Here is a 23,190-nt window from a genome sequence, read left to right as displayed (position 1 = left end):
ATTTCACACCTTCATACAACCATTACTCCTTTTCACACATATTATGTAATATTTTTATACATACCCGTTCGCTATTAACTTTTTCTAATTGATAAAATCTCATTTATCCCGCTATTTTCGGGCTGTAAAACTACCGTGTAGCAAAGACTTTAGGCGGGAGCCCTGTTGCCCGTAAACGCCCAATTGATGAGTGCTGATAATCAATAGGAAATGTACAACCCCCCCCACTGATTAAAGTTTCACTTTATAATACAGTTCGATCCCATCAACAGTTGCTTTACAAAGTTTATGTAGGGTACACTTATACGGGTGGTCAACAAACAATTTAAGGATTTGTAAACAGTGTAGAAAACACCTTACACTTCATTATATTGAGAGAATTAACTCTAGTGAAAAAACTGGATTATTTTAATGGAAAGGTGAAATTATGCAGAAATCAATTGCTTCAAATATTTTTTATAAAATACTGCTCAACACGTTTAATATTATACTTCCAATTTTAGTTGGTCCTTACGCATATCGAACATTAGGGGCCAATTCAATCGGAACCGTTAACATTGCTGAAACTTTTTTCAATTACTTCTTCGTGTTCGCCGTATTTGGTGTATATCAATATGGTTTACGTGAAATTAGCTTAATTAAAAACGATAAAAAGAAAGTTTCTAAGTTATTTACAAGTCTCTATGTAATTAACTTCACAACTAGTATTTTAGCTTTATCAGGCTTTGTGCTCTTTAGTTATATTGGATACGGACATGAAAGTTTATTTCCTGTTCTTCTTATTTTCGGTTTTAATTTTATATCTAACATGTTTTATGTGGAATGGTTCAATGAGGCATATGAAAATTATGACTTCATCACTAAAAAAACAGTTATCGTTCGATTAATCTATGTCGTACTTCTTTTCTCTTTCATTCATGGGGTTGACGATTACAAAACATATGCTGGTTTATTAGTATTATCGACATTTTTAAACCACTCTATTAGCTTTATATATGTGAAACGCCAAGTGAAATTTGATTTTTCCGACTTAACAATTATTCCTCATTTAAAACCGTTACTATTAGTCTTGATTTTTTCAAATGCTAATATTTTATATACTCAATTAGATCGTCTTGTTTTAGGGGTATATGTTGGAAAAGAAGAAGTTGCATATTACGTAATGGCTTTTCAAATTATGATGATTATTAATACACTTATGTTAAGTGTTGTACAAGTAACCGTTCCAAGACTGTCTTATTTATCAGGAAACGCGTCTGAAATGGAATATGAGTCTTTACTAAATAAAATTTCAAAAGTATATTTCATTACCCTATTCCCTGCCGCAATTGGTTTAATGCTCATTGCTCATGGAGCTGTTGTTATTTACGGTGGACAACAATTTGCTGAGGCTGGTAATACATTAATTGTTTTCGCCTTCTATATGATTACAGTCGGTATTGAGTCCATTTTATCGAATCAAATTATTTATGTGAAAAAGAAAGAAAGCATTTTAGTGCGATTTTTATTCATTTGTGGATTTATCAACTTGGCATCCAATATTGCATTAATATTCTTCCATATACTTACACCAACAACCGCAATTTTCACAACAACAATTGCGAATTGTTTCTTAATCACATTTGAATATATTTATGTGAAAAAGAAATTAAAAGTGAATTATACGTTATTTGATATACAAAAACTTAAATATCTATTTTATTCCCTAACATTTGTCCCCATAGCATTCGTTATTGATATGATCGTATCTGGACAAATACTACAAGTTATCCTAGTCATAATAACGTGTGGATTAACGTATGCCCTTATCCTCTTTATAACAAAGGATGAAATTCTCTTTTCACTACTTGAAAAGATATTAGCACGATTCAAAAAAGCTTAAACGCAATCTCTAAAAGGAGCTGTTAAACTTGAAATTTTCTTTAATCATGGCTACTTGTGGCAGACGTGATGATATTCTTGACTTACTAAAATCACTTGAACAACAAACTTACAAAAACTTTGAACTTATCGTAGTAGATCAAAATGATACGCCAATCTCTGATTTATTTGATGAATATAAAGATAAATTTTCTATTAACTACATTTATACACCTATTAAAGGGCTATCGAGAGCTCGAAATGCAGGATTAAAAGTAGCAGATGGTGATTTCATCGCTTTTCCAGATGATGATTGTATTTATGAAACAAATGTTTTAGAGAGTATATTAGAAACTTTCAACTCTAATAAAGATGTTCATTTCATCTCGACAAACACTACAAATGTTGAAGGTACAGGTTCTTTAATACACGCACCGAATACAGACATTATTTTAAATAATAAGTATGGATTCATGGGGCCTTCTTTCACACTATTCTTCACAAAACAATTTGTACAAGCTGTAGGTACATTTGATGAAGATTTAGGTGTTGGTTCTGGCACGATTTATGGAGCTGGTGAAGAAACTGACTTTGTACTACGTGGGATGAAACAAAATTACACTGGTTTATTTAGAAAAGATCTGTTCGTATATCATCCTGTAAAAGAGGAAATTATTAATGAACAATCATTAAAACGTGCTATTTCTTATGCTGGTGGTTTTGGTAGGGTTATTCGCTTACACTATGGATTCCCTTATTTCATACGTGCTGTCGCTGCCGCAACATTCCGTATGACACAAAACATTTCTAATGATAAGCGTAAATTCCACGCAAATCGCTTACGCGGTATTGTTCGTGGATATTTAAAATAAAAAACAAGGTGTAACCACTTTTATTAAATGGTTACACCTTATTTTTTTATTTCTCTTGCATCGCTTGTTTCTTGCAAAGCAACCCATCATTCTTTTGTAATCGCATACCTTGCTTGTCAGTTACATTATATATTTTTGAAATGATAGCATTATATCCAAGAATTTAGTATCATGATTCAAGACACTATTTAGAAATGAACGGAGGACATTATGAGCTTATTAACTGTTGAAAAATTAGGCCATACATTTGGTGATCGTACATTATTTAGAGATGTATCCATGCGCTTACTCGCAGGAGAACACGTTGGATTAGTCGGAGCAAACGGTGTTGGTAAATCAACATTTATGAATATAATTACTGGTCAGCTTATCCATGACGAAGGTCGTGTAGAATGGACACCTGGTACAAATTACGGTTACTTAGACCAACATACGATTTTAACACCTGGTCGCACGATCCGTGACGTATTAGCAGATGCATTTTTACCTTTATTTGAAAAAGAAAAAGCTTTAAATGAAGTTGCAGAAAAAATGGGAACTGCTACACCAGAAGAATTAGAGGAACTTCTTGAACAAATGGCAGAAATTCAAGATGCCCTTGAAGCAGGTGGCTTCTATTTATTAGATATTAAAATTGAAGAAGCAGCGCGCGGCCTTGGAATTGATGCAATTGGTCTAGATCGTGATGTTGCGGCATTAAGTGGTGGACAACGTACAAAAGTATTACTTGCAAAGTTACTACTTGAGCAACCAGAAGTATTACTATTAGATGAGCCTACCAACTATTTAGACGTTGAACATATCCATTGGTTAACAAGTTATTTAAAAGAATATCCACATGCATTCCTATTAATTTCCCATGATACGGAATTTATGAATAAATGTGTCGATGTTATTTTCCATCTAGAATTCACAAAAATGACGCGTTATACAGCAACATATGAAAAATTCTTAGAGCTGGCAGAAATCAATAAAAATCAACATATCAATGCTTATGAAAAGCAGCGAGAGTTTATCAAAAAACAAGAAGATTTTATTGCAAAAAATAAAGCCCGTTACTCAACAACAGGCCGTGCAAAGAGCCGTCAAAAACAACTTGATCGCATGGAACGTATCGATCGTCCTGAAACAGCTATTAAGCCTGAGTTCTCCTTTAAAGAAAGTCGTGCAAGTAGTCGATTTGTCTTCGAAGGGGAAAATGTAGAGATTGGATATACACATCCGTTATTACCGAAATTAACAATGACAATTGAACGTGGTGAAAAAATTGCAATTGTTGGATGTAATGGTGTCGGTAAGTCAACACTGTTAAAAACGATTTTAGGTAAGATTAAACCATTAAGCGGAAAAACAAGTCTTGGTGACTTCTTAAACCCATCATACTTCGAGCAAGAAGTAAAAGCTGATAATATAACACCCATTGATGATGTTTGGAATACATTCCCTAGCTTAGACCAGCATCAAGTACGTGCAATGTTAGCGAAATGTGGTTTAAAAAACGAACATATCTCTCGTCCACTGAATCAATTAAGCGGTGGCGAACAAGCAAAAGTTCGTTTATGTAAACTAATGGGTGAAGAAAGTAACTGGCTACTCTTTGATGAGCCAACAAACCACCTTGATGTTACAGCAAAAGAAGAGTTGAAAAAAGCGATGAAAGCATACAAAGGAACAATTCTTCTTGTATGCCACGAACCAGACTTTTATGAAGAGTGGATAACAAAAACTTGGGATGTAGAGAAATGGGCCCAAGAAAATTCTTAATCCCCTAAAAAACATCCCTTTACACTGCTATTTAGCGTGTAAAGGGATTTCGTTTTAAAATAAACATACAGTATGATAAGGAGTTTTTAGTAATGCAACGTACATTCCCCCTAAAGCTTAATATATTTTTTGTAAAGTGCTTATTAGTACTATGTCTAATTATTTCTGCTGCTATAACGTGGCAATCAATAGTCGTAATTCAAGAAAAAACTGACACACATTCCTTTATTATCATCCCGATTATTATTCTAATAGGCCTTCTATTTTTGCTTATTGGCTATATTTCTAATAAGTATATGTCTACATTTATATTTATCGTTTCACTTATTGTTTTAGCTTTTTCTGTTCGATTAATTTGGGTTCTCTACGTTCCAACTCCTATCGAATCAGATTTTTCAGTGATGTACAATAGTGCTATTCAAGCTACTAAAGGCGATTTTAGTTTTGCACAAGATGACTATTATACTTCATGGGTTTATCAACTTGGATTTACAATGTACCAAGCCCTCATTATTAATTTATTCGGTGAAGGGCCTTTCCTTCTAAAACTTTTAAATATAATGTATTGCACAGGAACAACCTTGCTAATTTACAAAATAACTTCATATGTTTTTAATGAATGGTCTGGAAGAATGGCTGGATTACTATATGCATTATATATCCCAAGCATTGTAATGAGCTCATTACTAACGAATCAACATATTGCCACATTCCTATTTTATCTTGGGTTTTATTTATTAATTACAAAAGGCCTAACCCATAAATATATGTGGATTTTTATAGGGATCTCCCTAGCTTTAGGAGATATTATGCGTCCACTTGGCGCTTTAGTTTTGATTGCAGTAGCTCTTTATGTCTTTTTACAAGGTATATTAGGAAAATCAAAACAGGATATTTTAACTTCTATAAAAAAATTGTCTGGGATTTTCATCATTTTTTACCTTGTTCATTACATTATAAGTTCTTCATTTATATCTGCCGGAATTACCCAATATCCGCTATCTAACAGGGATCCTCTCTGGAAATTCACCGTAGGACTTAATCACGAAACAAGAGGTGGATATTCTTCAGCAGATGTAGAATATGTTATGTCCTTTGAGCTTGGAAAAGAACGAGAAGCCGTTGAGAAGAAATTGATTCAAGAGCGACTAGCTGATCCACAAAAGGTTTTATCTTTATTTAGTGATAAATTCACGATTATGTGGGCAGATTATGATTCCGCCCCAGTATGGAGTCTGGCAACACTAAGTAACACAGAGAATGATATGGTTACCTTGCAAGACGACCTTAAGACATACGATAAATATATATATATTACAACTATGTTATTTGGCACGTTAGCAACTTTTTATCTCATACTAACTAAGCAAAACAACACACATTACACACTATTTTTATTATTAATAATTGGCTATATAACGATTCACTTCTTAATCGAATATCAAACAAGATACCGATACTTTATCATCCCTAGCTTTACAATCATTCAAAGTTATGGACTATATGTAGTTTATCGTCTCATGTCTAAAAGAAAGACTACAAAAATATAAGATAAGGCCAAATAAAAAAGGCATGAGCTCGATGCAATACCGAGCTTATGCCTTTTTATTTATATCCTTTTTTTATTGTAAATATGATTAATGCCAAAAGCAGCTAAAAAGATCATAGGTATTGTAGCCGAATAATGATATCTCGGTGCTACTTCTACTATCATTTGTGCCATTGTTAGCCCAATCGTGTATAAACAAATAATGAGAAGTGAAGATTTATTTTTATTTTTTATAGCTACTAACGCCCCGAACAGTGAAGTAGCTAGTAAAAAGTAATAGAAAACATTAGAAATTATAGTATATCGTACTTTATGATCCATAATTGGATCTGCATATTTAACAGCTTGATCATCGTTCCCTAAAAAGATAATAAATTTATCATACATTAGTTTCCCGAAATCTATATCATCGTTTTTTATTCTCTTTTTCGCTTCTTCAAGCATTTGCTTTTGAACGTCCTGAGCACTCCATCCTGGTTGACCACTATAATGATATAGTAATGCTGAATCTCCTGGATTCCATGTTCCTGAAGCTCCCTTATTAAATCCTACATGAATATTGTATCCCGGCACTGTTGCTATCTCTTCACCTAAACGTAATGTTACATAATGATTTACCGCCGAAGACATCATTAAGTATCCAATAATGATAACCCCTACATATGCCACCTTGTTAATAAGTAGCTTTTTATTCCCAATATGCTTTGTATCTATAATAAACATCCATATTGCTAGGGCTATAATTGGCACTGCTGCAATTGGTCTTGCCATATTTATTAATACAAGTAATGCAGCTACTAGAATTGAATACATAAGAACCTTTGCAATCGTTATATTTTCAATTTTATCATAAACAATTATCATAATTGCCCAGGCCAATAACAATATTGTACAATACAACGGCTCTGAAAGTGCAAACATGTTATACATCGTTTGTGATGGCAAGAGAATCCATAAAACACTTGCTGTTATCGCTGTTCTCACTCCACCAATTCTTCTAGCTATAAAATATATTAATCCCATCGATATTGTAGTTAAAACAACATTAATAATTGGCGGAATCATAAAGTTTGCCCCAAATATTTTCAGGAAGATACTTAAGAATGAAGCATATCCAAAAATATGTGGAAATAATGCAACATATCTATCATGAATAACAAAGTTGTCACCTAATGCTTTTGCCGTATTAAAAAAGGCTTCATAATCACCAATCGGATCAATCTTATATGTAAGAATCCACGCTGTTTTCACTGCTACACAAATAATTAGCAGTACAAAAAAACATATTTTTTCATTTACTCTTTCAAGGTATAGCGATCCACTGCTAAGTATAAAGTTTCCAATTGTACATAATAATAAAACTCCAACTAATATCATTACATAATTATATTTTTGAGTATCTGAAAAATAATCAAAAATTAATATTGCAACGAAAAAGCTATAAATGCCGTATATGGCACGTGTAGAAAAGGTTGAAAACAATCCAGAAAAACGTTCCAAAAAAACTCACTCCTTAACATATTTATATGGGAAAACATTATATTTCCTAAAAAAATTACACTACCAGCTACTATACATTAATATTATCATGATTTCCATGTTTGCTTTTATATTTCCTAGTATACCAATTTAAAATAATCATTTTTATTATGAACAGATTTATTTTATATCCTAAAATGATATCTACCCAAAACATATAACATATTAGCATAAACTATGATATAATTGATAGTTGTTATGTACGAACAACCTTTTTACATTCCTGTTTTATTTATATATTTTATAAAGTTGAGGATACTATTATGGAGAAACTCTTAAAGTTTGGTTTAGTAGGAATCTTTAATACACTCATTACAATTATTAGCTTTTGGATATTATTAAAATTCGGGATGAACTACCTTATTGCGAATACCATTGCCTATTTAATTGGTGTTGCCAATAGCTACTATTGGAATAAAAATTGGGTGTTTAAACCTAATAATAAAAGCACGTCAATGTTCTTTAAATTTCTAACTGTAAATTTAATTGTATTGGCTTTTAATACATTATGTTTATTTATATTAGTAGATAAACTTACTTTTAATGCATTAATTGCACAGATCTTCGCAATTGGTGTCGGAATGGTTATAAACTTTGTCCTTAATAAAATTTGGACATTCAACCAAACCGAAAAGGCTACTAATTAAACTTGAACAACTTATTAAAAATACGGAGGATACAACATGCAAAAATTAATTTCGGTTGTAGTTCCTATGTACTTCGAGGAAGAAGTAGCACAGGAATGTTATAACCGTTTAAAGTCCGTTATGCTTCAAAATGATATTAATTACGAGTTTGTCTTTGTAAACGACGGTAGCACAGACCGTACAATGGAAATCTTATCTGAGATTGCAGCAAATGATTACCGTACAAAAATCGTTAATTTTGCACGTAATTTTGGACACCAAATAGCCGTTACAGCTGGTATTGCTGCTGCAAAAGGTGACGCTATTGTAATTATCGATGCAGACTTACAAGATCCACCTGAAGTTATTCCTGAACTTATTGCAAAATGGGAAGAAGGATATGAAGTTGTTTATGCGAAACGTAAACAACGTAAAGGTGAAACTTGGTTTAAACTTTTAACAGCTAAATATTTCTATAAATTCTTAAACTACATGTCTGATATCGATATCCCAAAAGATACTGGTGATTTCCGAATCATCGATCGCAAAGTAGCTGATGTTTTCAATCAAATGACTGAACGAAATCGCTTCATCCGCGGTATGATGTCTTGGGTTGGCTTCCGTCAAACGTATGTTGAATATGAACGCGATGAGCGCTTTGCTGGTGAAACAAAATATCCATTAAAGAAAATGATTAAATTTGCATCAGATGGCATTATTGCATTTTCAACAAAACCATTACGTATCGTTATGACTTTAGGCTTATTATCAGTTCTTATTTCAATAATCGTCTTACTATATACAATTACTGTAAAAATTATTGGCACTGGTACGCAAACAGGTTGGGCATCTATTATGGTTGCTATTACATTCTTTAGCGGTATTCAGTTACTTGGTCTAGGAATCGTTGGCCAATATATTGCTCGTATTTATGACGAGAGTAAAAACCGTCCGATTTATATCGTAAAAGAAACAATCAATATTGAGCAAGAAGAGACTACACAAACAAAAGAAAAAGTGAATGCATAATAAAAAAGGTAACAATGAAAACCATCATTGTTACCTTTTTATATTGTAATACCCCATAATCCTCAAACGAAATTCTTTTAAATTTGGATATATCTCTAAATTAGATAACATTCCTTGAATGACCGGTATCCTTGGATTTTGCAATCTCATTTCTGCCTCCAAAACATCTAATGTAACAAGCAATTCCTCATCTTCTAGTTGATCAGCTAATGTGCGTTTAAAAACAATAATTTCTTTTAAAAAGTGTTCCTTAACCTGCTCCTTACTAAGCTCTGATTTGCAAAGAAATTCCCCAAGCTTTTCTTCATGTAACACAGGTTCTTCCGAAGATTCTACCAATCCATCTACTAAATCATCTACTCTTTTCAAAATAAATGCAGAAACGTAAGATAAGTCAATTTCTGGTGCTTGTAAAATGATTAGTTCTAAATATCCACGGCATATACCTTCTACCATAATGACTAAATCTAATAAATAAGGCATAACCTTTTCACCATAAATAGACAATAAACTATTCCGATAAAATGCATGAGACTCTAACTTCATCCTCATCATAAACTCTTCTACTTCTTTATTAAAAGGTATAGCATTTTCCCTCGCATGCATAATAATAAATTCTTTATGCTTTTGTATATCGTTAAACTGACAACGCAATTGCTTTGCAAATTTTTCACGCGGCAATAACGATTCATTTTCAATATCCAGCATTTTATTTTGAATCTTGTCATAGTAATATCGAAGTGTTGCTAATAAAAGCTCATCTTTCGATTTAAAGTATAAATAGAAAGCTCCCTTAGATATGCCACAAGCTGTCACAATTTCCTGTACTGATGTCGCATTTACACCCTTAGTCGCAAATAACTTCATAGCCATCTCTATAATTAAGCGCTCTTTTTCTTTCATATCATGTCTCTCCTAAATTTAATCTCGCATCTTATTATGAATTTATTATACCATCCCTTTTCATTGACGACTGACCAATCAGTCAGTTATATTATGTATTAGACTGACCAGTTGGTCAATACAATACAAAGGGAGCGCAAACATGAACAAAATTATTAATTTCTCGTTAAAAAATAAGTTCGCAGTTTGGCTACTAACCATTATTGTTACCATTGCAGGTATTTATTCTGGGCTGAATATGAAGCTGGAAACAATTCCTGATATTACAACACCTGTTGTAACAGTAACTACGGTTTATCCTGGTGCTACACCAGAAGAAGTAGCTGACAAAGTTTCAAAACCGATGGAAGAGCAACTACAAAACTTAAGTGGTGTAAACGTTGTTAGTTCATCATCTTTTCAAAACGCATCTTCTATTCAGGTAGAATATGATTTTGATAAAAATATGGAAAAGGCTGAAACAGAAATTAAAGAAGCTCTCACAAATGTGAAACTCCCAGAAGGTGTAAAAGACCCGAAAGTTTCACGTGTAAACTTCAATGCCTTTCCAGTTATTTCGTTAAGCGTAGCAAGTAAAAATGAATCTTTAGCTGCCTTAACTGAAAATGTAGAAAAAAATGTTGTTCCCGGATTAAAAGGACTTGATGGGGTCGCATCTGTTCAAATTTCAGGTCAACAAGTAGATGAAGTACAACTTGTCTTCAAGAAAGATAAGATGAAAGAATTAGGTTTAAGTGAAGATACTGTAAAAAATGTAATTAAAGGATCGGACGTATCTTTACCACTTGGCTTATATACATTTAAAGACACAGAAAAATCAGTTGTTGTAGATGGAAATATTACAACAATGAAAGCATTAAAAGAATTAAAGATCCCAGCTATACCTTCATCACCGAGCGGTCAAGGTAGTCAAAACGCTGGAGCTGGTACACAAACACCGCAAATGAATCCAGCGGCTATGAACGGGATTCCGACAGTTACATTAGATGAAATTGCTGACATTAAAGAAGTCGGAAAAGCAGAATCTATTTCTCGAACAAATGGAAAAGAAGCAATTGGAATTCAAATTGTGAAAGCTGCTGACGCGAATACTGTTGATGTTGTAAATGCAGTGAAAGATAAAGTAAAAGACCTTGAGAAAAAATATAAAGACTTAGAGATTATTTCAACATTCGACCAAGGTGCACCGATTGAGAAATCAGTAGAAACAATGCTGAGCAAAGCTATTTTTGGTGCTATATTTGCGATTGTTATTATTATGCTGTTCCTACGAAATATCCGAACAACATTAATCTCTGTCGTTTCCATACCACTTTCTTTATTAATTGCTGTATTAGTCATAAAACAAATGGATATTACGCTTAATATTATGACACTTGGAGCAATGACAGTCGCTATTGGACGCGTTGTTGATGACTCCATTGTTGTTATTGAAAATATTTACCGACGAATGTCGTTATCAGAAGAGAAACTGCGCGGAAAAGATTTAATTCGTGAAGCTACGAAGGAAATGTTTATCCCAATTATGTCTTCTACCATTGTAACAATTGCTGTATTCTTACCGCTTGGACTAGTAAAAGGTATGATTGGTGAAATGTTCTTACCATTTGCCTTAACTATCGTCTTCGCTTTATTAGCATCGTTACTAGTAGCAGTTACAATCGTGCCGATGTTAGCTCACTCTTTATTTAAAAAAGAGAGCATGAGGGAAAAAGAAGTACATCATGAAGAAAAACCAAGTAAATTAGCAAACGGGTATAAACGCATACTTGCATGGGCTTTAAATCATAAAATCATCACATCAAGCATTGCTGTCCTTCTATTAGTTGGTAGTCTTGCACTTGTGCCAATTATCGGTGTAAGTTTCTTACCATCTGAAGAAGAAAAAATGATCATTACAACGTACAACCCTGAACCAGGTCAAACGTTAGAAGATGTTGAAAAAATTGCAACGAAAGCTGAGAAGCACTTCCAAGATAATAAAGACGTCAAAACAATTCAATTCTCATTAGGTGGCGAAAACCCAATGAGTCCTGGTCAATCAAATCAAGCAATGTTCTTCGTGCAATATGATAACGACACGAAAAACTTCGAAAAAGAAAAAGAGCAAGTCGTTAAAGATTTACAGAAGATGTCTGGAAAAGGCGAATGGAAAAACCAAGACTTCGGAGCGAGTGGCGGTAGTAACGAAATTAAACTATACGTTTACGGAGATAGCTCGGAAGACATTAAACCTATTGTCAAAGATATTCAAAATATCATGAAGAAAAATAAAGACTTAAAGGATATTGACTCTAGTATTGCAAAAACGTATGCAGAGTACACTTTAGTCGCAGATCAGGAAAAACTAAGTAAAATGGGTCTAACAGCTGCACAAATCGGAATGGGACTTTCTAATCAACATGATCGACCTGTTCTGACAACAATTAAAAAAGACGGTAAAGATGTCAACGTATATGTCGAAGCTGAAAAACAAAATTATGCAACAATCGATGACTTAACAAATCGTAAAATTACAACGCCACTTGGTACTGAAGTGGCTGTGAAAGATGTTATGACTGTAAAAGAAGGGGAAACTTCGAATACAGTGAAACACCGCGATGGCCGTGTTTATGCAGAAGTAAGTGCAAAACTAACATCTGATGACGTTTCAAAAGCATCTGCCGCTGTTCAAAAAGAAGTAGATAAAATGGATCTTCCTTCCGGTGTAGATGTTTCTATGGGCGGTGTTACAAAAGATATTGAAGAATCATTCAAGCAACTTGGCTTAGCGATGTTAGCTGCGATTGCCATTGTATACTTCGTTCTTGTCGTTACATTTGGCGGTGCCCTTGCACCATTCGCAATTTTATTCTCGCTACCATTCACAATTATCGGAGCTCTTGTTGCCTTATTAATCTCTGGTGAAACGTTAAGTGTCTCTGCAATGATTGGTGCACTTATGTTAATCGGTATCGTTGTAACAAACGCAATCGTGCTTATCGACCGTGTTATTCATAAAGAAAATGAAGGTCTATCAACACGTGAAGCTTTATTAGAGGCTGGTGCTACACGCCTTCGCCCTATTTTAATGACTGCAATTGCAACAATCGGTGCTCTTATCCCACTTGCATTAGGATTTGAAGGTAGCGGCTTAATTTCTAAAGGACTTGGTGTAACAGTAATTGGTGGATTAACAAGTTCAACGTTATTAACACTTCTTATTGTTCCAATCGTTTATGAAGTATTAAGCAAGTTCAAAAAGAAAAAAGCAAAATAATAAAAAAAAACCTCGCAGTTAGCGAGGTTATTTTTTATTCCCAAATACGATTAGAAAATCACCATATCCTTCTTTCTCTAATTCCTCTTTTCGGATAAATCGAAGGGCTGCGGAATTAATACAGTAACGAAGACCATTTGGTCCTGGGCCATCCGGGAATACATGGCCTAGATGTGAATCTCCCTCTTTGCTTCTCACTTCCGTACGCGTCATATTATGACTGACATCCATTTTTTCTTTCACACTTGCTGACATAACTGGCTTCGTAAAGCTAGGCCATCCACACCCGCTATCAAATTTATCTAAAGAAGTAAATAGCGGTTCACCTGAGACGATATCTACATAAAGTCCTTCTTCTTTATGATTCCAATATTCATTTTGAAAGGGTGGCTCAGTTCCATTTTCCTGTGTTACATAAAACTGCATCTCATTGAGTTTTTCTTTTAAATGAGTATTATCTTTTGGCCAATGTTGTTTAATAAAAGCATCTCGTCCCGATCCTTTACGGTATAACTCATAGCGGAATGTATTTTTCTTATGATATCCTTGGTGATAGTCTTCAGCTGGATAAAACGTAGCTGCTGGTAATATTTTTGTAGCAATTGGTTTTGAAAAGCGTCCACTCTTTGCAAGCTCTTCTTTTGAAGCCTCTGCTTTTTTATGTTGTTCTTCATTGTGATAAAAAATTACTGTTTCGTAAGACTGTCCACGATCGTGAAATTGTCCTCCTATATCAGTCGGATCAATTTGTCTCCAATATATATTTAATAACTCTTCATACGGCATTTTATTTGCATCAAATGTAATTTGTACTGCCTCATAATGTCCCGTCGTTTCTGAACATACTTCTTTATATGTTGGACTCTCTTTATAACCACCTGTATAACCAGAAACAACCTTTATAATTCCTTCCATCTCTTCAAATGGCGAAACCATACACCAGAAGCACCCTCCAGCAAATGTAGCTAACTCTACCTTTTCATTTACAGCCATTATTTCACCCCTATTCTATCTTCTGCTTACAGTATGGCATAAAAAACATCATGTTATAAAAGAAAAAGCATCGAACATCGATGCTTTTTCTTTACTTCACCTTATTTTTTCTGGCTTCATTCTCTATTTCATCACTTGTCACATCTAAGACATCTAATAAGAAAATGAAGATTGGAATACCGATAATTAATCCCCATACACCTAAGAAGTGTTCTGAGAAGATTAATACCATAAATGTATAGAAGATCGGTAAGTTTGTTTTTTGCGACATGAACTTCGGGTTTAACACGTAACTTTCAAGCGCATGAATTACTGTTACGATAATTAAAATATAAACAACGTACATAATACCGCCAATATTGTAAGCAATCATACAAAGCGGGAATAACGAAATGATAACCCCAGCTACTGGAATTAAACCGAGTAAGAAGATCATTAACGCTAAACCTAATAATTGCGGGAATCCTAATATCCATAGTGCAATAACGGATAAAACACAGTTAACAACTGCAATTAAAAATTGTGCTTCGATTACTTTTCCGAATGAACGTGCAAATTTCTTACCGAAGTACTCAATTTCAGTATAGAAAATTGCAAGTCGGCTTTCTTTAAATTTTGCAGTAAAAGCAACGATCCGAGCTTTCTCCAATAAGAAAAATAAACTTAAAATTAAAGAAAGTAACACTTGAAGGCCAAATTTCCCAACATTCGTAATCGATTTATACAAAATGTCAACGCCTTGTCCTACATATTTCGAAAGTTCCATATGATTGACAGCATTAACTGCATACTTAATTAATTCACTATCCGGTGGGTTTCTTAAAAATACGTTAAATTGATAAATCAATTGTGAAATTTGTATCGTTAATACTGGTAAATATTTAAATAGCGTAATAGCAATTCCACCAATTAACATTACATATAGAAACGCTATAATAATTTTTCGGTTAATGGGCATGAAATGATCTAATTTGCGAGAAATAAACTTTTGGAATCGATCCATTAAATATGTGAGAATAAACGTAATTAAAATTAAATTCAACATACTTTGCAGCCCGTATAACACGAGAGCAAGTATTACTAATACGAGAAACCTCTGAAATCCTTTGCTTTGAAACAGGTTTTTTATTTGCATAATCGACGAGTACTCTCTCCTGTCCTATAAAGTAAAACGTTAATAAGTAGATTTTTTCTCTCTTCTCTACCTTTAATTATTCATTCATATAAAGATTTTTATAAGCTTATTATAGATCTCTCTTAGCAGATCCTATAGTAGCTTACTTCTTATTTTACAATACAATGACCTAATTCAAAACGTATTCTACACAGTATTAATGAAGATTTAAGGAAACTTACATTTTATTAACATAGGTCTTACCACTACTGTAACATAAAAAGCAAGCTATCAGTAGAAATCTGTCCTACAAATAGCTTGCTTTTCTCGTTTTTTTAAGTAAGTTTTACTATCCAATGAATGGCATAAACATCGGTATGACAACTACAGTTACAACCCCAACTACTGTTACAGCAATACTTGCCATAGCTGCCTCTACTTCACCCATTTCAATTCCTACTGCCACTCCTAATGCGTGACCTGCTGTTCCAAGTGCTAAACCTTTTGCAATTGGATGTTTTACTCTAAATGTTTTTAAGAATAATGCTCCTAATGCGTATACAATAACTGCATTAAAAATAACTGCAAACGATGTAATTGCTGGTATACCACCAATACTTTCAGAGATTGGTAATGCAATTGCTGTTGTTGCTGCTTGTGGTAACATTGAATTCATTACTGCTGTATCTAAACCAATTGCTTTTGCAACAATAAACACGACAATTACTGAGCAAATAGATCCAACCACGATAGCCGATAAAATTTGCCACCAATATTTTTTTAACTTATCCACTTGTTTATATAATGGAATTGCAAACGCGATTGTTGCTGGTTCTAAGAAGAAGCTAATCATTTTTCCGCCAGTATTATATTCTTCAAAAGTAAAGTTACCTACTTTTAGAAAGACAATCCCTAATACCATCGCTACGAATAATGGTGTGAATAAGAAGAATCCTTTTGAATGCTTAAATAATAATGTTCCGATTCCGTATGCGATTAATGAAACGACGATTCCGAAATATGGAGTCATTGTGCTTGCCATGTTCATTCCCTCCTAGCAATATATACTAAATTGGTTACGCAACTTTTCCGTGCTTGCGTCCTTTATTTACTACTTTCAATTCTTTCGTATCTTCTATTTCTTTATCGTCTTTTCCTAAAATAAATTGTGCAAATAATCCTGTTACAGCGAGTAAAATAATTGTTGCGACAACAATTACAGTTAAAATTTGTACAAAATATTGTCCCATTACACCGAGAGAATTAATAACCGAAATACCTGATGGAACGAAAAGGAATCCGATAATACCTGTTAAAGCCGTTCCGAGTGATTCAACTTGTTCCAATTTAATAACTTTTAAACATAATAGGCTAAATAAAATAACTAATCCGATCACCGATGAAGGCATCGGAATTGGTAAATGCGTTGCAATAATATTAGAAACTAACATAATAGCTGAAAATATGAATGCTTGTGATAAGAAACTATATACTTTTTTCGTACTCATTTTGGCCACCTCTTTCGATTTGGTACCTTTATTGTATAAGATAAAAACAAAGCTGTAAGCGTTTGCATAGCGGAACGTCAAATATACAAAATTAGTTACAAAAATAGGCAGATGAAATGCAAAAAGCTACTTCTTAAATACGAAGTAGCTTTTTGAGTTCTTTTGCATATGTACGGCTAACAGGTACTTTTGATCCTTCTTTCATAATTAAATTATATGTAGAATTGAACCATGGTTGTATTTCCGTAATATGATTAATATTTGCAATAAAACTGCGATGGACACGCATAAAACTTGCTTGTGGCAACTTCTTTTCCAAAATTACAAGTGTATCGTGTGTTACATACGTTTCTCTCATTGTTTTTACTGTCACTTTTCCATCCACAAGTCCTACATATATAATATCTTCAATATTCACAAGTACAATCGATTCCTCAATTGGTAATGCTAATTTATGCATCTCGGTCGTTACGTCTACACTCTTTACCTCTTGATTTGTTTCTAATTTTATTTGTTTTTGCTTTTTATATTTCTTTAATGTCTGTACGATACGTTCTTCATCAAATGGTTTTAAAATGTAGTCTAACGCGTCTACTTCAAATGCTTGCAGCGCATATTGATCATAGGCAGTAGCAAACACAATTGCAGGGGGATTTTTCATCTTCTTTAATATATTTGCGATTTCAAATCCGTTATCATCAGATAGCTGAATGTCTAGGAAAACAATATCTGGTTTGTTTTTCATTAATTCCTCTAATGCATCCTCTACACAATCCGCCTCACCAATTATCTCTACTTCTTTCGTTTGCTCTAATAAATACTTCAATTCATCACGTGCTAACATTTCATCGTCAACTACTAATACTTTTAACACTCCGTTCTTCCTCCCCTATTTTTTTAGGAATAACAAAAGTAATCTCTGTCCCCTCATTTAATTCACTTTCAATTTGAAGCATTGTCTCTTTCCCAAATAACCCGATAAGTCGTTCATTAATATTATATAAAGCTGTTCCAGTCCCCTTCTTTGACGACACTACCATTTTTCCTAATTGTTCTAAGCGTTCTTCCTCAATTCCTTGTCCATTATCTTTTACTTCGAAGTGAACCATGCCCCCTTTTTCAAAAACATGCACTTCTACTTCGCATACTGGCTGTTTCTTCGGAAAACCATGTCGCAACGCATTTTCAACCAACAGTTGAAGAACAAATGGTGGTACTAATGTTGTCTTTAACTCTTCCTCAATATACATCTTTACTTCATACTTATTTGGGAATCTTGCTTGTTCTAGTGATAGGTATGCCTGTACATGGTTTAATTCTTGTTCTAGTGGAATCAACAACTGACGTGCCCCTTGCAAATTACAACGAAAATACACGCTAAGCTGCAATAATAACTTCCTTGCCTTTTCTACATCTGTTCGGCATAAAGCTGATACGGTATTAATCGCATTAAATAAAAAATGCGGATTGATTTGTGCTTGTAACGCTTTTATTTCGGCATCTTGCAATAACTTACTTTGTAACTCTGCTTCACCTAACTCAAGCTGCGTGGAAAATATTTTTGCTAATCCTTCTGCAAGTTCCTCTTCAACACGACTTAACTGGTTAGGGTTCTTGAAATACAGTTTTAATGTCCCTATCGTATTTTCATGTGAAGTTAATGGAATAACAATAGCTGCTTGCAAAGGACAGCCTTCATGTTGGCAATTAATAACCTCACGTGATTTCGCTTTCATTATTTTCCCTGTATGTAAAACCTCTTTCGATAAACCTGTTATTAAACTGTGTGAAGGAATATGATGATCTGATGCCAATCCAACGTGAGCTAATATTTTCTCTGTATCTGTTAAGGATACCGCATCCGTTCCCGTAAAACGGTGAATAATTTGTGCCACATGTTTACAAGACTCTTCTGTTAATCCCCTGCGAAAATATGGTAATGTCTTATCAGCAATTCGTAATACTTTATGCGTTTGCAGAGCTTTCGCGTTTTCTTCCTGACGCAAAATAGCTTGTATCATTGAAAGTAAAATAAAACTTCCGAAACTATTTACAAGGATCATTGGTATCGCAATTGTTTTCACGATACTAGTTCCATCCTCTACGACTAATAGGATCATAATCATTTCTAAAGAAACAATAAACACGCTTAAAATCGCTGAAAATTTAGGCGTAATTGCACGATTATATTTTTTGAAAATGTGTCCAATATACCCAGTTATAACACCTGCTAAAATTGAAGAGATTGCACAACTTAGCGCTGTCGTCCCGCCAAGCATATAACGGTGAATACCAGCAATCGATCCTACTCCAATTCCGACGATAGGACCACCAAGCAATCCACTAATTCCAACACCCATAATACGTGTATTCGCAATTGTACTAGATGACGAAACACCTTGTAGCCAATTTTCATTCATAATTGTATTCCCCGCAATTTCAATTCCCGTGTAATTGCTGACAATTGTAAACACTGAAAAAATACAAATAAGCTTAAGCTTATCTACATACCCATCTTGTCTATGAAGAAGGCGCCTGAACGTTCTAATATGAGAAAGTAAAAATCCTAAAATAACAATAAGTCCGACACGTTCAATCATCATAAGTACTAAATTTAGCATCTGTGATTCATTCCTTTTTATATGAGTTAGTTTTATTATGGGAAAATAATGAAGTGGGCGTCAAGAAGAATGCAATATCTTTTGAAATATTTTACACATAACTATCCCCTCTTTATTTGACAACCTAATAGAAGAGTGCTAAAAATAAAGTAATATAATACAGTCCTTTAACCCAACCCCGTGAGGTTGAGAAGGAAGTCGGAATATACTATACGTATGGTCTTTTTTAGAGATACGTATGCTTTTTTGGCCTTCTCATCATATCAGGTGAGAAGGCCTTTTGTTATTCTTCCATAGCGACTGTAGAAGAAAATAAGGAGGAGTAATGATGAACGTTACTACTGATGTACAATCAACAACAGAGGAAACGAAGGAGAAAAGATATAAAACATTGTTTGGTTCTGCGCTAGGATATGCAGCAGAAGGTTTAGATATGTTGCTCTTATCTTTCGTACTCGTCTACATTTTAAAAGAATTTCATTTGAGCCCTGTTGAAGGTGGAAACTTGACATTAGCTACCACAATAGGAATGCTAATCGGGTCTTATTTATTTGGATTTATTGCTGATTTATTTGGGCGTATCCGTACGATGGCCTTCACAATCTTACTATTTTCACTCGCAACAGCACTTATTTATTTCGCAACAGATTATTGGCAATTATTAATTCTTCGCTTTTTAGTTGGAATGGGAGTTGGTGGTGAATTCAGGATTGGAATGGCCATCGTAACTGAAACATGGTCTAAAGAAATGCGCGCTAAGGCGACATCCGTTGTTGCACTTGGATGGCAATTTGGCGTACTAGTCGCTTCACTCCTTCCAGCATTTATCGTCCCGCATTTCGGATGGAGAGCTGTTTTCTTATTTGGACTCATTCCCGCTTTATTAGCTGTTTACGTCCGCAAAAGTTTAAGTGAACCGAAAATATGGGAACAAAAACAACGATACAAAAAAGAATTGTTACAAAAAGAAGCTGAAGGTAATTTAACAACTACCGAGGCAGAACAACTAAAGCAAATAAAAAAGTTCCCACTTCGAAAGTTATTTGCCAATAAAAAAGTAACGATAACAACAATCGGTCTTATTATTATGTCATTCATCCAGAACTTCGGATATTATGGAATTTTCACATGGATGCCAACTATTTTAGCGAATAAATATAACTACACATTAGCAAAAGCGAGCGGTTGGATGTTCATCTCTACAATTGGCATGCTAATTGGAATTGCAACTTTTGGTATTCTAGCTGATAAAATTGGTCGCCGTAAAACTTTTACAATCTATTATGTCGGTGGTACTATATACTGTCTCATTTACTTCTTCTTATTCACAGACTCAACATTATTGTTATGGGGAAGTGCATTGCTTGGATTCTTTGCCAATGGCATGATGGGAGGATTCGGGGCAGTTTTAGCCGAAAACTATCCTGCTGAAGCTCGCTCTACAGCAGAAAACTTTATTTTCGGTACAGGACGTGGTTTAGCTGGATTTGGGCCTGTTATTATCGGCTTACTTGCTGCAGGTGGTAATTTAATGGGAGCATTATCTCTCATCTTCATTATCTATCCAATCGGTTTAGTTACGATGTTATTATGTGTTCCAGAGACGAAAGATAAAGTATTAGAATAGATTGAAAATGTACAGAGTATGAACAGTAGTTAAATAAATAGCAAAGAGGAAGCATCTCAAATGAAACGCTTCCTCTTCTTATATAAATACAATTATTTATTTTGATTTACTAGCTTTTTGGAACAAGAAGCTAGTTTTATCTTCTTCTTTTACAATACCTTGTTTTAACGCTAATTCCCCTGCGACTTTAGGCGCTAGCCATAGCATCGGGAATAACAGAATAGATACTGGAACAGCCGTCACTACAATGAAGGATTGTAAGGCGTTAATACTTCCCTCACCCATATATAAAAGAATCGCCGCAACTGCGCCCATAATAAGCGACCAAAAAACTCGCAAACTAATTCTAGGATCTCCATCTCCAGTCACTGCCATTGAAATCGAATAAGCCATTGAATCTCCTGTTGTTACTACAAATAAAATTGTTAATAAAAGAAATGCAGGTCCAATAATATTAGATAGTGGCAGTTGCTCTGTAATTGCAATCATAGCCGCTGGCATACCAGATTCACTTAATGCCACCGAGATAGAACCAGGATTCATTAACTCATAAAACACACCTGATCCCCCTAGTATAGTAAACCAAAACGTTGTAATAATAGGTGCAATAATTCCAATTGCAACGATGATTTCTCGGATTGTTCTTCCTCTTGAAATTCGGCTCACTAAAATTGCCATCATCGGTCCATATCCAATAAACCATCCCCAGAAAAAGATTGTCCACGACCCTAACCAAGCTGTATCACCACGATATGTGCTCATTGGAATAAATTCATTTATATAAAATCCAAACGAAGAAACAAATGAATCGATAATAAATCCACCTGGTCCAAACAGTAATACGAATACCATTAATAAAACTGCTAACCTAACATTTAAATTACTTATAATTTGAATCCCTTTATCAATTCCCGTTACCGCAGATATAGTAGAAACAGCTACTACACAAACAATAATAGCTAATTGAGTAGTAAACACATCAGGAATGTTAAACAATGCTTGTAACCCATAACTTGCTTGTAGTCCTAAAAATCCGATTGGACCAATCGTCCCTGCAGCTACCGCAATAATGGCAAATACATCGATCATTGTTCCAAGCCAACTCTTTCGCAATCTCTCCCCAAAGATAGGATATAAAAGCGTTCGAGGTTTTAACGGCATATCTTTATGATAATGCCCGTACATCATAACTACCGCACTAATTGTACCTAAAATCGTCCAAGCCAGGAAACCCCAGTGCATATAACTTTGTGCTAAAGCAGGCATTACCGCTTCTTGCGTCCCAGCAGTTATACCTTCATGTATTGGTGGCACCGTCATCAAATGGTACATCGGCTCTGCGGCTGCCCAAAAAACGCCACCTCCAGCAAGTAATGTAGACATAATAATAGCGAGCCATTTTGTCGTACTAATCTCAGGTTTTTCTAGCCCCCCAAGTTTAACTCTCCCATATTTCGAAAATGCCATACACATTGCAACAACAAATGTACCAATTAATAAAACTTGCCAAAAGGCACCAAAATATTTAATTGAAGCTGCAAAACTGCTATTAATGACTCCCTCTACGTAACTTTTATTTAAAATAACTGCAATTACAAATAATAAAAGTGAGCCACCACTAATAAGAAATACAGGCCAATCCGTTTTTCGACTCTTCATTCTCATTTACACTTCCTCCTTCCTCAGCAATCTAAAAAAACAACTTTATTATGTTTTATTGTTTACATCCAAAACACAATGATTATATAAGCATAATAATTCATCAATTTTCTACACACTTATGTTGTCCCTAAAAATATGCTAAATCCCTTATTTAAAAGAAATTTTCTATTCCTATTACATAAAAAAGCAAAACAAAAGACCTTATATTTCTATAAGGTCTTCGAAACAGAAATTTGATTATAACATAAGGAACTCCTTGGTTCA

The 23,190-nt window shown here is 34.2% G+C and carries 17 protein-coding genes; 8 read left to right on the top strand and 9 right to left on the bottom strand.

All coding sequences use genetic code 11. From position 1 onward, the window contains the following. The first annotated feature begins 427 nt into the window (after positions 1 to 427). The 4 genes from JDS99_RS13885 (at position 428) to JDS99_RS13870 (ending at position 6,046) form a co-directional block, all read left to right on the top strand. The gene (locus tag JDS99_RS13885; RefSeq protein WP_087981894.1) at positions 428 to 1,882 is read left to right on the top strand and encodes an oligosaccharide flippase family protein; all 1,455 of its coding nucleotides are present in this window, start codon (positions 428 to 430) and stop codon (positions 1,880 to 1,882) included. Between the two features lie 28 nt (positions 1,883 to 1,910). Continuing rightward, positions 1,911 to 2,732, top strand: coding sequence for a glycosyltransferase family 2 protein (locus JDS99_RS13880; protein WP_087981893.1), 822 nt, complete (start codon positions 1,911 to 1,913; stop codon positions 2,730 to 2,732). A 210-nt stretch (positions 2,733 to 2,942) separates the two neighbouring features. Further along, complete coding sequence (locus JDS99_RS13875) at positions 2,943 to 4,496, top strand: ABC-F family ATP-binding cassette domain-containing protein (RefSeq protein ID WP_087981892.1); 1,554 nt, start codon at positions 2,943 to 2,945, stop codon at positions 4,494 to 4,496. Between the two features lie 92 nt (positions 4,497 to 4,588). Continuing rightward, on the top strand, positions 4,589 to 6,046 hold the full coding sequence (locus JDS99_RS13870) for an ArnT family glycosyltransferase (RefSeq protein WP_199695228.1): 1,458 nt from the start codon (positions 4,589 to 4,591) through the stop codon (positions 6,044 to 6,046). Between the two features lie 59 nt (positions 6,047 to 6,105). Here the strand turns inward: JDS99_RS13870 and JDS99_RS13865 are convergent, their stop codons facing one another. After that, the gene (locus tag JDS99_RS13865) at positions 6,106 to 7,545 is read right to left on the bottom strand and encodes a glycosyltransferase family 39 protein (RefSeq protein ID WP_088065071.1); all 1,440 of its coding nucleotides are present in this window, start codon (positions 7,543 to 7,545) and stop codon (positions 6,106 to 6,108) included. 302 nt (positions 7,546 to 7,847) lie between these two features. On the opposite strand from JDS99_RS13865, the gene JDS99_RS13860 reads away from it, so the two are divergent. Beyond that, entirely contained in the window at positions 7,848 to 8,231 is a 384-nt protein-coding gene (locus tag JDS99_RS13860; protein ID WP_000413281.1) for a GtrA family protein, read from the top strand. A 36-nt stretch (positions 8,232 to 8,267) separates the two neighbouring features. Further along, positions 8,268 to 9,239, top strand: coding sequence for a glycosyltransferase family 2 protein (locus JDS99_RS13855; protein ID WP_001170707.1), 972 nt, complete (start codon positions 8,268 to 8,270; stop codon positions 9,237 to 9,239). A 30-nt stretch (positions 9,240 to 9,269) separates the two neighbouring features. On the opposite strand, the gene JDS99_RS13850 is transcribed toward JDS99_RS13855, so the two are convergent. Further along, the gene (locus JDS99_RS13850) at positions 9,270 to 10,142 is read right to left on the bottom strand and encodes a TetR/AcrR family transcriptional regulator (protein ID WP_088065072.1); all 873 of its coding nucleotides are present in this window, start codon (positions 10,140 to 10,142) and stop codon (positions 9,270 to 9,272) included. A gap of 142 nt (positions 10,143 to 10,284) precedes the next feature. Here JDS99_RS13850 and JDS99_RS13845 point away from each other — a divergent pair, with 142 nt between their 5' ends. Then, entirely contained in the window at positions 10,285 to 13,401 is a 3,117-nt protein-coding gene (locus tag JDS99_RS13845; RefSeq protein WP_088065073.1) for an efflux RND transporter permease subunit, read from the top strand. 27 nt (positions 13,402 to 13,428) lie between these two features. Here the strand turns inward: JDS99_RS13845 and msrB are convergent, their stop codons facing one another. The 6 genes from msrB to lytS all read right to left on the bottom strand — a co-directional run bounded on the left by msrB (position 13,429) and on the right by lytS (position 19,637). Then, positions 13,429 to 14,394: a peptide-methionine (R)-S-oxide reductase MsrB gene (gene msrB / locus JDS99_RS13840; protein ID WP_097890084.1), complete on the bottom strand. Its 966-nt coding sequence runs from the start codon at positions 14,392 to 14,394 to the stop codon at positions 13,429 to 13,431. 91 nt (positions 14,395 to 14,485) lie between these two features. Continuing rightward, the gene (locus JDS99_RS13835; protein WP_088065075.1) at positions 14,486 to 15,529 is read right to left on the bottom strand and encodes an AI-2E family transporter; all 1,044 of its coding nucleotides are present in this window, start codon (positions 15,527 to 15,529) and stop codon (positions 14,486 to 14,488) included. 328 nt (positions 15,530 to 15,857) lie between these two features. Further along, a complete protein-coding gene (lrgB, locus tag JDS99_RS13830; RefSeq protein WP_000168869.1) occupies positions 15,858 to 16,550 on the bottom strand; it encodes an antiholin-like protein LrgB in 693 nt (230 codons plus the stop codon). A 34-nt stretch (positions 16,551 to 16,584) separates the two neighbouring features. Continuing rightward, entirely contained in the window at positions 16,585 to 17,016 is a 432-nt protein-coding gene (gene lrgA / locus JDS99_RS13825; protein ID WP_000104908.1) for an antiholin-like murein hydrolase modulator LrgA, read from the bottom strand. A gap of 133 nt (positions 17,017 to 17,149) precedes the next feature. After that, entirely contained in the window at positions 17,150 to 17,890 is a 741-nt protein-coding gene (locus JDS99_RS13820) for a LytR/AlgR family response regulator transcription factor (protein WP_048542820.1), read from the bottom strand. Further along, positions 17,868 to 19,637, bottom strand: coding sequence for a two-component system sensor histidine kinase LytS (gene lytS / locus JDS99_RS13815; protein ID WP_097890083.1), 1,770 nt, complete (start codon positions 19,635 to 19,637; stop codon positions 17,868 to 17,870). Before lytS ends, JDS99_RS13820 begins: the two co-directional genes overlap by 23 nt. Positions 19,638 to 19,965: 328 nt before the next feature. On the opposite strand from lytS, the gene JDS99_RS13810 reads away from it, so the two are divergent. Continuing rightward, on the top strand, positions 19,966 to 21,264 hold the full coding sequence (locus JDS99_RS13810) for an MFS transporter (RefSeq protein WP_199695231.1): 1,299 nt from the start codon (positions 19,966 to 19,968) through the stop codon (positions 21,262 to 21,264). 96 nt (positions 21,265 to 21,360) lie between these two features. On the opposite strand, the gene JDS99_RS13805 is transcribed toward JDS99_RS13810, so the two are convergent. Then, complete coding sequence (locus JDS99_RS13805; protein WP_088065078.1) at positions 21,361 to 22,929, bottom strand: BCCT family transporter; 1,569 nt, start codon at positions 22,927 to 22,929, stop codon at positions 21,361 to 21,363. Between the last annotated feature and the right edge of the window lie 261 nt (positions 22,930 to 23,190).

Origin of the sequence: Bacillus cereus group sp. N6, from assembly GCF_016483705.1 — a bacterium.
GTDB lineage: Bacteria > Bacillota > Bacilli > Bacillales > Bacillaceae_G > Bacillus_A > Bacillus_A wiedmannii.
Note: the sequence above shows the minus strand (reverse complement) of the source record. Positions and strands in the feature narration are given on the sequence as shown.